The following is a 13,563-nucleotide window of genomic DNA, read 5'->3' on the forward strand; positions in this document are numbered from 1 at the left end:
GTCAGCCCCCAGCCCGCTCGGCCGCCTCGTCGGATGCACCGTCGACCTGCGGCACGGCGGTGTCGGCGGCAGCGCCGGTGCCGGCGTTGGCCGCGGCGACGCTGTAGACGTCCGGCTCCAGATAGATCACCCGGGCGATCGGCACCGCCGCGCGGATGCGCGCCTCGACGGCGTTGATGCCCCGCGCCAGGTCGTGGGCGCTCTCCCATTCCGGCACGGCGATCTTGGCAGCCACCAGCAGCTCTTCCGGACCCAGGTAGAGCGTCTTCATGTGGATGATCCGCTCCACCTCGGGCCCGTCGGTGACGGCCCGCTCGATGGCGGCCAGGTCGGACGCCTCGGCACCCTCACCGAGCAGCAGGCTCTTCGTCTCGATGGCCAGCACGACGGCGATGACGACCAGCAGGATGCCGATCATCGCGGTGCCGGCGGCGTCCCAGCGGCCATTGCCGGTGATCAGCGTCATGCCGACGCCGAAGAGCGCGAACACCAGACCGATGAGCGCGCCGAAGTCCTCCAGCAGCACGACCGGCAGCTCCGGAGCCTTGGCTCGCCGGATGAACCGCACCCAGGACTGGTTGCCCCGGATGTGGTTGGACTCCTTGATGGCGGTCCGGAAGGAGAACGACTCCATGACGATCGCCACCACGAGCACCACCACCGGCAGCCAGTGCCAGGACGTGATGCCCTCCGCGTGGTCCCACTTGTGGTACGCCTCGTACAGGGCGAACAGGCCACCAATGCTGAACAGCACGATGGACACGATGAACGCGTAGATGTAGCGCTCCCGGCCGTACCCGAACGGGTGTTCCGGGGTGGCCGCCCGCTTCGCCCGCTTACCACCGAGCAGCAGCAGGCCCTGGTTGCCGGAGTCGGCGACGGAGTGGACCGCCTCGGCCAACATCGACGACGAGCCGGAGAGCAGGAACGCAATGAACTTGGTGACGGCGATGCCGACATTGGCGAGGAGGGCGGCGACGATCGCCTTCGTCCCACCGTTGGCGCTCATGCCACCGCTCCGCTTCGCAGCACGAAGCCGACCGGCGCGCGCATGAGACGCCGCCCCCTACGTCCGTTCACTGGTTCGACAGCTCCTTCATCTCGGTGATGGCCGGAACGGCCATCGGGTCCAACCCGTGTGCCAGGGCAAGGTAGATCGAGGCGAAGTCCGGGACCGCGACGAGCGAGGCCAGCCGCTCCAGCGCGGAGCCACCCTCGGCGGTCACCACGTCGCACCGCACACCGCGACGCTCGGCGAGGGTCTGCACCGCGTCCGCGCGACGCTCCTCGACGGCGAAGGGTTCGTCGGCGTCGTCCTCGGCGTTGAGCCCGCCGTCACGCAGCAGCACCAACCGCAGCCGGGTGCCGTCGCCGTCGTCGTCGGTCGGGTCGGCGAAGATGTCGCGCTCCCCCTCGGCCAGGCCGCCGAAGACGCCGTCGAGCAGCCCGACCCGACCCCGACCGGCCTCACCCAGCGCTCCGGTGACCACCGGGTAGCGGGCGTTGGCGGACAGGGTGTCGCCGAACCGGCGGGCGGCCACCGTCGCCAGCGGGGATGAACCCCAGACGATCGGAATCGAACCGGCCAGCCCCAGGGCCAGCGACTTGGCCGGGTTGACGAACGACTCCGCGGCGGACCGACAACGGTCGGCGTCCGCGTCGAGCCGGGCCGCGGTCTCCGCCAGGTCCGCCTCGTTGACCTTCACGAGCCCGAGGGAACGGGCGGCGAGCAGGACCGGCACGGTGAGCGCCCAGAGGCTGGCCCGCGCCGGCGCACGCCGGGGCACCGGAATGAACGGCGCCCGGGCCTGCTCGGCGATCGACTGCAACTGCGAGTCGGGAGCGCCCACGGCGACCAGTCGGGCACCGCGCCGGTGCGCGGCCTCGGCCGCGCCGAGCGCCTCCGGGCTGCGGCCCGACGCGCTCACCGCGATCACCACGTCGGCCGCGCCCACCCAGCCGGGCACGCCCGCGCTGCGGTGCGCGATGACCGGGACCGGGCAGCGGGGCCCGGCGACTGTGGCCAGCACATCCCCGGTACGCCCCGCCGTGCCGATGCCGGCGATGACCACGGCTCGGGGCCGCCCGTCGTCGGCGAGGACCGACAGGTTCGCCTCGGCGGCCAGCGCGGCGCTCTCACGCACCTGCGCGCCGGCCGACGCCGTGTGCCGGAGCATGCCGCCCGGGTCGTGCTCGGCCAGTGCCTCCGGGTCGTCGAGCAGGGCCTCGTCGGCGTCGCGACGTCCGCTGACCCCGGCCGTACCGTCGATCATGAGGGCTGCCCTCCAGGGCCGCCGCGCGCCTCGTCGAGCAGCAGCACCGGCACGTCGTCGCGGACCTCGAAGATCCGGCCGCACTCCGTGCAGGTCAGCGTCTGCGCCTCGGCATCGTAGGTGAGCGGGGCGTGGTGCGTGTCCGGACAGGCGAGAATCTCGAGCAACTGCGGATCCAGGGCCATGGCACGGCTCCTTCCACGTGTGCGGCTTCACCGACGGCGGTGCCGACCGGCGCAGGCGATCTTATCGGCGAACGCGGTCGAGCACGTCGTCCCGGAGCGAGACCATCCGATCACGGGAGGGCGCCTCGACGTTGAGCCGCAGCAGCGGCTCCGTGTTGGACGCACGCAGGTTGAACCAGGCGCCGTCGGGGAAACGCAGGGTGAGCCCGTCCATCTCGTCGGCCACCGCGTCCGGGTACGCGGCCCGCACCTCGGCCACCGCCGCCGCCTGGTCGGTCACCGTCGAGTTGATCTCGCCGGAGGCGATGTAGCGCTCGTACTCGCCGGCCAACACGGACAGCGGCAGCGACTGCTCGCCCAACGCCGCCAGGGTGTGCATCGCCGCGAGCATGCCGGTGTCGGCGAACCAGAAGTCACGGAAGTAGTAGTGCGCGGAGTGCTCGCCGCCGAAGACGGCGTTGGTGCGGGCCATCTCCGCCTTGATGAAGGAGTGCCCGACCCGGGCGACCACCGGCTGCCCACCGTGCTCACGGATGATCTCCGCGACCGCGCTGGAGGTGATCAGGCCGTGGATCACCGTGGAACCCGGGTGCTTGGCCAGCTCACGCGCGGCGACCAGCGCGGTGATCGCCGACGGGGAGACCGGCTCGCCCCGCTCGTCCACCACGAAGCACCGGTCGGCGTCACCATCGAAGGCCAACCCGATGTCGGCGCCGTGCGCGACGACCGCCCGTTGGAGGTCGACCAGGTTCGCCGGGTCCAGTGGGTTGGCCTCGTGGTTGGGGAAACTGCCGTCCAACTCGAAGTAGAGCGGCACGATCTCCAGCGGCAGCGGCGACAGGGCGGCGTCACCCAGCACGGTCGGGACGGTGAAGCCACCCATCCCGTTGCCCGCGTCGACGACCACCTTCAGCGGCCGGATGCCCGAGAGGTCCACCAGTTTGCGCAGGTAACCGGCATAGTCGGGGAGAAGGTCACGCCGCTCGGCCGGCCGGGTCGGCTCACCGGCCGGACGGGCTTCGCCCGAATCCAGAAGGGCCTGGGCCCGGTCCCGGATCTCCGACAGACCGCTCTCCTGGCCGATCGGACGGGCACCGGAACGGCACATCTTGATGCCGTTGTACTGCGCGGGGTTGTGGCTGGCGGTGAACATCGCGCCGGGCAGGTCGAGCGAGCCGGAGGCGAAGTAGAGCAGGTCGGTGGAGGCGAGCCCGATCTCGATCACCGAGCGCCCCTCGGCCCGTACGCCGGCGGCGAACGCGGCGGCCAGCCCGGGCGACGTGGCGCGCATGTCGTACCCGACGACAACCGCGTCGCCCGGCTCGTCAGTGGAGTTGAGCAACTGGGTGAACGCCGCCCCGAGGGCCTCGGCGGCTCGTTCGTCCCACTGGTCCGGTACCGTCCCTCGAACGTCGTACGCCTTCACGATCTGGGACAGATCAGACACGTGTTCCACTCCTTGGCCGCAAGTTAGACACCGATCCTGAGCCTAACGGAGGCGCCGGGTCGTGCCTCGCTCAGCCGGGGAGCCGAGGAATGAAGACCGTGTGGCCACCCTCGTCGGTGGGCGGCTTCCCGGTCTGCGGTGGGCCAGGCATCGGCTGCGTCGCCTCCGGCACCGCACCGGCGCCGCCCGACGGTGCACCGTAGACCCCACCGGTGGCGGGGGGTCGCGGCGTCGGCACCGCCCCCCAGCTCGGGGCCGCAGGCTGCTGGCCGTACACCTGACCGGGGCGACCGGGCGCGGCCGGGGGCCCACCACCGGCGCGGTAGGTGGTGCCGCCGGGGTTGCCCGGCAGCGCGCCCGGCGACTCGTCGGACGGCTTGCGGTCCTGCCGCGACCGACGCAACAGCAGCACGACGAGCAGCAGACCGACGGCCACCATCACGATGCCGAAGAACATCACCGGTGACCCTCCGCCGGACGACGTCGCGGCAGCCGGTTTGGTGTCCGGCGCGCTGGACACCAGGGCTGCCGGGTCCACCGCCTCGTCGACCGTCGCGACGTCGGTGGGAGTCGGGGTGGCCGATGCCGTCTTCGACGGCGTCGGCGTCGGGGTCACCCGTGCACCGGTCACCCGGGCCGCATCGCTGTGGCTGCCCAACGTCTGACCCTCGGCGCTGAGACCCACGCCGGTCACGACGAGCCGACCTCCGGTGGCACCCGCGGCGATCGCCACCCGGTACCGCACCGTGATCCCCTTGCCCTTGCACAGCCTCGGCTTCGCGGGCGACGTCTGCGCGGTCTGCACCGTGCCACTGCTGCCCGACACCCCCACCGGAAGCCAGCGCCCGTCCGCGGCGACCTCGACGGTCGCCTGTTCCGGCTGAAGACCCTCGAGACGCATACCCAACGCGGTACGCAGCAGGACGCAGCCGTCGGTGCGCTTGCGTACCGCGACGTTCACCCCCTGCGGGGAACCACCGGCGGCGAAGCTGCTGGCCGCACCGACCCGGACCACGTCGCTGTCAGCAGACGCCGGCGACGCGCCGAGCAGCACCAGGCCGCCCACCAGGGCGCAGACCGCCGCGAGCCGCGTCGTGCGTCGACGCACCGTCATGATCACCTCGCCGTTCTCCCCGGGTGGGGTCCGCGGGACAGGCTACTACCGGCCCATCAGGGCCGCCGGTCATAGAGCGGCCCGGATGTGCGCGGCGTTACGGTTTACGGCCCTGCCTCAGACCCGGCCCGTCAACCGGCGGCGAGGATCAGCGTCGCCGCGCGTCGCCGCAGCTGGCGGGCGTGCTCGGGCAGGGTGCGCTGTGCGCGCTCGGGTACGTGGACGGCCTGCCTCACGAGGGCGCTCGGCCACGGTCAGTCGGCTTGTTGGGCTTGGGCCTGGGCCTCGGCGAGGGCGTCGCGGCTGAGGCGGTCGGCGGTGCGGGTGGTCGCCGGCAGCCGGTAGCGCGGGGTCAATGCGAGCACCTGCGCGGTCGCGTTCTCCAGGCTCATCCGATGCCCGACGCTGACGAAGACCGGCTTCACGCCGTCCTGGGTCCGCAGCACCCGGCCGACGACGTCACCGCCGTCGCGGAGCGACGACCAGGCGCCCCGCTGGTCAGCCGGCGGATCCCACGTCCCGACCAGTGGCGTCTTCCCCACCCCGATCGCGGCCAGCCCGGTGACCACCCCGAGGTGACAGGCGAGACCGAACCGACGCGGGTGGGCGAGCCCGTGCCCGTCGCAGACCAAGAGGTCCGGCACCACGGTCAGGCGGTCCAGCGCGGCGAGCAGCGCGGGCAACTCACGGAACGCGAACAACCCCGGCACATAGTCGAACGCGGGCCGTCCCACACTGACCGCGGAATCAACCACCTCCAACGTCCGGGCGTCCAGCACCGTCACGGCCGCCGCCAGAAGGTCACCACCCGGGGAGTACGCGACATCCAGGCCGGCCACCGTCGCAGGCGCGCTCGGCCCCGGCCCGACCAGGTCGACCAGCGGCCGCAACTCCTCCTGTACGGCCACCGCCTCCGCCACAATGCCCGGCCCCGCCGGCTGTGCGTCTAAGGCTGGCCGTGCGCTGTCGTCCGGTCCCTCGCCCGCCGCCGGGCGTGATCCACTCGACTTCGCGGAAACGGGGCTATCCCACAGCGCTGGATGCCCCGCTTTCCCGAAACCGGAGTCGATCACGGCCGGGACGAGCCGTCCGCGTCGACGCCGGTGGCACTCCCGTCCGTCGCACCCTGCGCCAGGTGATCACGTTGGTCGCCTCGGGCAGGGAACCCTCCCGGGGCAGCCTCGACGGAGGACTTTCGGCCTCTGATCAGGCCAAGGCCGACCGCGAAGGCAACGGCCAGGGCGACGCCGAACGCCACCCCACCCTTCGCGCCGAACACGGGGATGCCGATCGTCAAACCGATCGCAATGCCGACCGGCCATGCCCATACAGTGGACCAGATGCTCGTTGAGCCGGATCTCGCCATGCGTCGATCTTATTCGGACACACCAACGTCCACGCCCACCCTGCCCGCTGACCATGCCAGGAAACAGGCGTGCAGGATCCGGCCCCGGGGCCAGAACCACATCCGCTTCCAGCGCTGCCAGGTCCGGCTCCGCCTCGTCCAGCGACTTCACGTCACCACCGAAGACTGCCTGCTCGTAACGCTCCCCCGCCCGCACCAACCGGGCGTCCACACCCTCGGCCGTCACCGGCCCCCTCGCGTCGGCCAACACGCGGAGCAACGCTTACTCAGCTCTCGCGATGTCCGGGTCCGCGCCGAGGTCGCCAGCCACCCGGAGTTGCTCCTCGAACATCACGAACGTCCGCTTCCGGATTCCGTGAATGAGCGCTCGCTCCTTTGTCGTCAGGTGTCGGTCTTCGGCCTTCGCCACATCCCTGATCGCCTGCACCGTCTCGTAGAGCGCGAAGATCGGGCCCTCACCTTCGAGGTAGTGAGCCCGGAAACGCTCCACCTCCTGCACGAACTCCTCAGGGCTACGACGAAAAACGTCACCTCCGACGTCGAAGACGATCTCGTCGAAGAGGTCGTTTTCCTCCCGCCAGCCGCCAGTATCGATGGCAACCCGCCATACCCTGGCACCACCGTCGGGTGTCTGAACGATCTTCACCGGCGACTGGTAATAGAGGTAATACGACGGGAGCACCAAGCCCGGCATTCGAACCATCAGGCATTCTCCTCATAGGTCGACTGCAGTGCCTGCCAGAACAGCTCTTGCTCGCGTTCGAGGATCCCGTTTGCGATGGCCCACTCGCGCCTCGTCAGGGACCGGCCCTCAGCACGGGCCAAGGCCGCGACATCACGGCGAACCTCATATAACGCATGCTCCCAGACCGCTACGGCGTCGAGAGCCGCCAGGTGCAGGCGGAACTCCACGAGGTGCTCATTCCGCATCCGCAATACGAGTTGTATGTCCCGGTAGCCGCTGTCTTCGGGAGATATAAACCGATCCTGAAAACTCACGACCACGACGTCTGGGTGCTCGCGTATCCGCTCAAGCGCGGCGTACAGGTCGTTGAGGTTGCGGAACTCAACCTTCGCAGCAGCAAGGTCGAGCAGCTTGGACGCATCGCCTCGATACTTGTCCACCTTGTCCTCGGCTCGACGGCGGTCTTTGGGTTCCGAACGCCAGCCGGGGTCACCGACACGGTGATCACCCACCTGGGCCAGGGACACTGCCAGCTGGTTCAGCTCCGCCTGCGCAACGACGGCTGCCGCGTAGAGGTCGTCCAGGTAATGCTGGCGATAAGAAGGGTCAGCCTGACGGCGCTTGTCGAATCCCGGCTGGGTCACCGGATCATCCGGTAGTTGGATGCTCGCGCTGATCCGCCGCTGCTCATCTGTGAGCGGCGTCGGCTGTGGCTGGTCCGCTTCGTTGTCGGTCGCCGCCTCCAGCCCCACAGCACTTCGCTGGGCGACGTCTTCCACCACCTCCGCGAGGACATCGATGGCCTGCTGATGACCGGCCAGGTGGTAGAGGGTCATCGGGCGCGCGGTCAGCGAGTTCGCCAGTTCGGGTGTGGACAGGATCAACCGAGCGAGATCCGGGTGCCGCGCCAACTGCGTGGTCAGGTGCCTGGCAAGTTCCGGTTCGTTCGCGGGCGGCTGCCGGTGGGCGCGGTCGAGCATGTCGCGGACCCGGGTGTCGGCAAAGAGCCGCGCAACATCCCGAGCCGACGCCTCGTCCAGATCCGGCTGTAGCCGACGGAGCGCCGATGGGTCGACCGCTGCAGCGAACTCGACCGGACTCACTCCCGCCGCGAAGATCTCGTCCAGGCTGCCGGCCACCGAAATGACGCCGGCCGGGCCGGCACTCGGGGAGGGTAGGCCCCGGTCAGCGCTGGACGAGGCGTCGACGGGCTCCCCACCAGGCGAGGGTGGCGCTGAGCCTGGGCCGTCCAGGAGCAGGTGCATCCGATTGACGTACGGGTCACCGTGGCCGCCGCTGTCGTACGTCGAGGGGTGGTCCGGAAGGTCCGGCCGCTCGCTGAACCGGCCTCTGGGTAGCCCGCCGAGCGGCATCGGTCGGCCGTCACCGCCCAGCACCAGCGCGTCGATGCCGACCACGTCGGGGTACAACGGCCGGTCCCGGACCACACCGGTCTGCGGGTCGACGTAGAGCACGGTGCCGTTCTGGTTGAGTGCCACCCAGGCGTGCGAACCGCCGTGCGCCCACTCGGTGACCAGGAACGCGTAGCTGCCGTGGCCCCCCAGGAGCAGTTGGTCACGCAGGTTGCGGTAACTCCGGTCGGCGGCCTGCCGCGCTTGGTCGGCGTACGTGCGCTGGCCGGACGGGGCGAGGAGTTGCTGGAAGCGCCCACCGGTGACGTCCTCGACCCGGCCTGGGCCGCCGGCTTCACCACGGATGGGTCGACGGATGTCACCGTCGAGGTAGCCGTCGAAGGTGCGGGGCGCGGACACCCGGGGCCGCCCGTGGACCCAGGTGTCGAACAACGACAGCGTGCAGTCCAGGCAGTTGATGCCCCGGGTGGCGTCGGCGGCGGGACCTCCGTCGTTGAGGAGCCGGAACCAACCGCCGCGGCGGGGGTCGGCGGTACGGGTGATGGTGCCGTCCCGCTCGCGGGGCATCTGCCGTTCGACGTCGACCTGGTGCAGGGCGAGCGGGGGGCGAAGGCCGCCAGGCTGCCCGTACGGCCGGGAGTCGTCGATCGGTGGAGGATTGTCGTCGCCGGTGAGCCGAGACGGGCCGGACGTCTCCACCGCACCGAGCGCGAGCGCGCCCACGTCCCGGTTGGCGTGTTCGAAGGTGGCGGCGTCGATGTCCACGACCGGCGGTGCCGTGGTGCCGGTCAGCACCGCGTCTGCCAGGTCACGCCATTGGGCGTACGCGCGTGCTTCGTCGTTCGCGGCCCGCTGCCAGCCGTCGGCCCACTGCCGGTGGCCTGCCTGGTGCAACTGTCGGGCGTAGGTGGCGTACTCGATTGCCCTGCGGTCGTGCTCCGCGGCCCGGGCGCGCAGTCGGGTGGCCTCTGACTGGCGGCGGTTGTGTTCGAAGCCGGCCCGCTGCGATTCGTAGTGGCCCTGGTACCGCCGCCGCTCGGCGGCTTCGACCTCGGCGGCCCACTGCGCGGCGTAGAAGTCGTCGGGGTCGGTTGGCGACACGACCGGGTCGCCGAAGACCAGGTCGACGGGGATCGACGCCCGCCCCCGGGCCGGGTGCTCGGGTGCCGGGGCCGGTGTGCGCACGGCTGGTGTGGTTGCGCGGGAGGGCACGGCGGACCGGCCCACCGCTGTCGGGGTCGGCTCGACCGGCGGGGCAGCGGAAGGGCCCGGCAGCATCGCGCCGGGGGCGGTGGTCGGTGTGAGCGCGCTGGTCGACGGCGACCAGGCGGCCGGACCGGTGGTGTACGGCGGGCTCGCGGGCTGGCCCGGCGGGACACCGGTCGCCGGCTGACCAACCGGCTCGACGGTGCCGACCACGGGAGCGGCCACCGACGACAGCCTCGGATCGGTCGCCACCGACGAGAGCATCGGATCAGCGGCCACCGGCGGCAGCGTCGGATCGGTTGCCACCTGCGGCGGCTTCCATCCCGAGTCCATCGAGGACAGCAACGAACCGGCCGCTACCTGCGACGGCCGGCCGGCGTCCACCGACGACGGCGCCGGATCAGAGGCTGCCGACGACGGCGCCGGATCAGCAACCACTGCCGGCAGCGCCGAACCAGCAGCCGCCGCCGGCAGTGTCTGACCGGCGGAGACCGGTTGTGTGACGGCCACGTTCGCAAGGGAAGGTGCGCTCGCCGACGGCATCGGCTCGGGCGCGCGCAGCGGACCGTCGACGTCGTCCAGGCCGGAACCGGCGTCCACCGATGCTGACGCCGAGACGTGCACGTCGGCGACGGCCGGCAGGTCGGCGCGTGGTGGGGCCACGTCGTTCGGTGGCGTGCCCTGCATCGGTACGACCGGCGAAGGTCCACCCGAACTCGCTTCGGACGAGGGGGGTGACCCGAGCGCCGCCACCGACGGCAGTGCGGGACCGACGAGTGAGGCTCCGGCGAGGGCGTTGGTCTGTGCGTCGAGCCGGGCACGTAGCGCGTGGTCGGTCTGACCGGTCACCGAGCCGGTGGCTCCGGACGCGGCGGCGCGTGCGACGTCCTCCATCGAGGTCAGGCCCTGGCCGGTGGCGAGGCTGGCGGCGCTGTCGGCGAGCACCTCGCCGGTCATCTCCCGCCCCAGGTGTTCGCCGACCCGGGCCGCTCGCCCCGTCGCGTGCCGACCGAGCCCGGCGAGCGGCGCGACCGCCCCGCCGGCGAGCCCGCCGACCGCCGACGCGCCGAGGTCGGTCAGGTCCAGGCCGTGCGCCCGCCCGGTGGAGTTCTGGTACGCCTGGGTGGCCAGCGTGACGCCGGTCTCCTCCGCGGCCTCCTCCAGCCCTTCGCGGGCGGCCCGCTTGGCGAGCCCTCGCACCCCGTCCCGGGTGACCTCCTTGGCGGCTCGCTCGCCGGCCTCCCGGAGCCCGTGTTTGAGCGACTTGCTGGCCAGTTGCCCCATCAGCCGCTTGATGATCTGTTGGACCAGCAGCCGCGTCGCGCCGATCGCCGCGCCGGCGGCCGGGGAGGCGGCACCGGCGGTGAGCACCGCCGCCACCGCAACCGAGAGCAGCTCGATGACCAGGATGCCCAGTTCGATCCAGACTTCGAGCTTGGCGCCCTCGATGTCGCACCCGCATTCCTCCACCAGGCGGCCGAGGTCGGCGGTGACGGCGAGCAGCACGGGCAGCGGGGCGTCGGGGTTCTCGGCGATGCCTCGCCAGGCAGCCTCGAAAGCGGCGTCGACGGCCCCGACCCCGCCGTAGCCGTTGCGCACCTCGACGGCGGCCGCGGCGGCGTCGGTCTGCGGGCCGGCGAGCACGGAGGCGACGTCGTACCACCGGTCGGCGACGTCCCAGACGGCCCGCTCGTCGCCCTCCGGCCACTGCACACCGACCACCCAGTCGAGGGCCTCGTAGACCCAGCCTGGAACGTCCCAGAGTGCGAGGTCCAGTGGGTGTGGAATCGGGCTGGGCAGCACGCTCATCGGGGATCCCGGGCCGTCAGGGTCGGTCGGTGAGCCGGCCGAAGCGGGAGGCGTTGGCGCCGTCGGTCTGCACGCTCGCGTCAACCGCGCGCACCACGTCGCCACCCAGCTCGGTGAGCCGGTGCCCGACACCCGCCCAGGCCCGCATGACGGTCTGCTCGATCTCGCGGTAGTTGCGCTCGAACGCGGCGCCGATGTCGTCGCGGCCCCACGGTCTCGCACCGCTGGCGGTCTCGATCGCACCACCCTCGGCCGCTCGGCGGGCCGTCACCGCCTCGCCGGCGAGCGACAGGTCGGTGCCACCCCGACGCGCCCGGGACGGATCGAGCCAGAGCTGCCCGTCGGTCATTCCTTCACCTCACGCCTGCCGAGCACCGCGTCGGCTCGACCGAGCAGGGCCGCGTAGTCGCCGGTACGCAGGAACTCCACCGAGCCGGAGCCGGCCGGCATGCTCTCGGCGACGAGGTCGCGGGTGGCGTCGACCGCGGCGGTCGCGGCGGCGCGGACCGTTTCGGTGATTTTTCGGCCGAGCGCCACCGCGTCGCGGTCGCGGTAGACGGTCGACGCCAGTTCTACCTGGACCAACTCGCCGCGGGCACCCACTGTCGCGGTGACCTGACCGTCGGCCGACCGTCGGGTCACCCGAAGCTCGGCGAGCCGTGTCTGCAGGTTGTCCAAACCGGACCTGAGCTGCTGGTATTGCCCGTACACGTCGTCGAATCGGGCTCGTAGCTCGCGGTTGGCGTGCCGGTCCACCTGTTCGCTCACCGCCGCTCCTCCCGTCACCGTCGGTAGAGCAGCACCATACCGGCTGCCATCGATCCGTGTAGTCCGGTAGTTTCAGAGCGTGATCGACCGTCAGCAGGCCGAACAGCTCGCCGCCACCTGGGCCCGCCGCGACTCGCAGCGCCTGGGCCACGAGTGCACAGCGGTGGTGGACGAGTTCGACCTCGGGTACGTCATCACGTCCGTCGTGGCCACCGAGGTGCGGACGGTCCCCGGGGACCTGCCGACGACGGTCATCGACAAGCAGACCGGCACGGTGACCACCTGGCCACGCGTGCCGAGCGACGTGGTGGCGGAGTTGTACCGGCGCAACCAGCCGTCCGGGCCGACCGCTCCGCGCACCGTCGACCCGGCGAGCCTGCTGGTCCGGGAGATCCACCGGGTGGTCACCCCGAACACGTCGGCGCACCTGACCATCGACGGGCGGATCTGGACGGCGGAGGGCGCGAAGGGCGGCGTCCCGCTGAATCATCACCCGCTGGTCCGCGACTATCTGGACGAGCTGCCCCCGGGCGATCTGGTCCGGGGCGGGGACGCTCACGCCGAGCTGATCGTCGTCTCCGACGTGCTGCACGAGTACGACCACCGCCGGGCCGCCGAAGGCATCGCGCCGATGGGCCGGGCCGAGGCGGCGGTGCTGTTGGAGGGCGCCCGATTCGAGATCTTCCGGATCCGGGAGCCCGGCGACCCGGCTGGTGGCCCGGCCGAGCTGCCCTGCGAATCGTGCATCACCTTCCTGATCCGCGCCAACGTGCTGCCGGAGTCGGCTCGGGCGTACACCGAGACCTGGCGTGCGCCGGCGGCGACCGATCCCGACCCTGGTCGCTTCCCGGCGGAGGTCGCCAACGCGCTGGTCGCGGCCGGCTGGCGACCGCACATCGGGGACCAGATCATGGCCGCCGCAGCCGTCCGGGACGTGACAGCGGTGCCGGGGGCAACACACCAGCACACGGTCTTTCCGGCGGCCGTGGAGGCGCTGACCGCGTTCCCCAGCCTGGTCGGTGCCCGTCGCGGCCGGGGCGAGCAGGTGTGGATCTCGCGTTTCGACATCCGGCCGCACATGATCGCGCACACCGCCGACACGCTCGCGGACTTCGGCGCGGTGCTCGGCGTACGCCTCTTCCCGATCGGCACCGAGCAGCAGGACAGCATCCTGGCCATCGACGAGCGGGGGCGGGTGTTCGCGCTCGACCAGGCCGGCGAGTGGTTCCTCGGCGACACCATCGACGCCGCACTGACCACTCTGCTGCTGGGCCGCGCCCCGGCTCGCGTCCGCGACGACGGCACCTGGCAGGCGGACTAGTGCGGGGCCCGGTGTA

At 71.6% G+C, this 13,563-nt stretch carries 12 protein-coding genes; 1 reads left to right on the top strand and 11 read right to left on the bottom strand.

Features of this window, described 5'->3' with window-relative positions:
* Position 1: 1 nt before the first annotated feature.
* From GA0070612_RS01260 to GA0070612_RS01310, 11 genes are all read right to left on the bottom strand, one after another.
* Positions 2-1,009 (bottom strand): cation diffusion facilitator family transporter, encoded by a 1,008-nt coding sequence (locus GA0070612_RS01260; RefSeq protein ID WP_088986233.1) that lies wholly within the window; start codon positions 1,007-1,009, stop codon positions 2-4.
* Between the two features lie 67 nt (positions 1,010-1,076).
* The gene (locus GA0070612_RS01265; protein WP_088986234.1) at positions 1,077-2,273 is read right to left on the bottom strand and encodes an SIS domain-containing protein; all 1,197 of its coding nucleotides are present in this window, start codon (positions 2,271-2,273) and stop codon (positions 1,077-1,079) included.
* Positions 2,270-2,458 (bottom strand): Trm112 family protein, encoded by a 189-nt coding sequence (locus GA0070612_RS01270; RefSeq protein WP_088986235.1) that lies wholly within the window; start codon positions 2,456-2,458, stop codon positions 2,270-2,272. The genes GA0070612_RS01265 and GA0070612_RS01270 overlap by 4 nt, the downstream gene beginning before the upstream one ends.
* Before the next feature lie 61 nt (positions 2,459-2,519).
* Positions 2,520-3,905, bottom strand: coding sequence for a phosphomannomutase/phosphoglucomutase (locus GA0070612_RS01275; RefSeq protein WP_088991190.1), 1,386 nt, complete (start codon positions 3,903-3,905; stop codon positions 2,520-2,522).
* A 70-nt stretch (positions 3,906-3,975) separates the two neighbouring features.
* The gene (locus GA0070612_RS01280) at positions 3,976-5,019 is read right to left on the bottom strand and encodes a hypothetical protein (RefSeq protein WP_157742395.1); all 1,044 of its coding nucleotides are present in this window, start codon (positions 5,017-5,019) and stop codon (positions 3,976-3,978) included.
* Positions 5,020-5,273: 254 nt separating this feature from the next.
* Positions 5,274-5,927: an endonuclease V gene (locus tag GA0070612_RS01285; protein ID WP_331716388.1), complete on the bottom strand. Its 654-nt coding sequence runs from the start codon at positions 5,925-5,927 to the stop codon at positions 5,274-5,276.
* Between the two features lie 161 nt (positions 5,928-6,088).
* Positions 6,089-6,385, bottom strand: a complete 297-nt coding sequence (locus GA0070612_RS31755; RefSeq protein ID WP_088986237.1) for a hypothetical protein — start codon at positions 6,383-6,385, stop codon at positions 6,089-6,091.
* 262 nt (positions 6,386-6,647) lie between these two features.
* Complete coding sequence (locus GA0070612_RS01295) at positions 6,648-7,088, bottom strand: hypothetical protein (RefSeq protein WP_088986238.1); 441 nt, start codon at positions 7,086-7,088, stop codon at positions 6,648-6,650.
* Positions 7,088-11,458: a toxin glutamine deamidase domain-containing protein gene (locus tag GA0070612_RS01300; RefSeq protein WP_088986239.1), complete on the bottom strand. Its 4,371-nt coding sequence runs from the start codon at positions 11,456-11,458 to the stop codon at positions 7,088-7,090. Before GA0070612_RS01300 ends, GA0070612_RS01295 begins: the two co-directional genes overlap by 1 nt.
* 16 nt (positions 11,459-11,474) lie before the next feature.
* Entirely contained in the window at positions 11,475-11,807 is a 333-nt protein-coding gene (locus GA0070612_RS01305; RefSeq protein WP_088986240.1) for a hypothetical protein, read from the bottom strand.
* Complete coding sequence (locus GA0070612_RS01310) at positions 11,804-12,226, bottom strand: YbaB/EbfC family nucleoid-associated protein (RefSeq protein ID WP_088986241.1); 423 nt, start codon at positions 12,224-12,226, stop codon at positions 11,804-11,806. Before GA0070612_RS01310 ends, GA0070612_RS01305 begins: the two co-directional genes overlap by 4 nt.
* 79 nt (positions 12,227-12,305) lie before the next feature.
* Here GA0070612_RS01310 and GA0070612_RS01315 point away from each other — a divergent pair, with 79 nt between their 5' ends.
* On the top strand, positions 12,306-13,547 hold the full coding sequence (locus tag GA0070612_RS01315) for an SUKH-3 domain-containing protein (protein ID WP_088986242.1): 1,242 nt from the start codon (positions 12,306-12,308) through the stop codon (positions 13,545-13,547).
* The last annotated feature ends 16 nt before the right edge of the window (positions 13,548-13,563 follow it).

Source organism: Micromonospora chokoriensis, from assembly GCF_900091505.1.
Taxonomy (GTDB): domain Bacteria; phylum Actinomycetota; class Actinomycetes; order Mycobacteriales; family Micromonosporaceae; genus Micromonospora; species Micromonospora chokoriensis.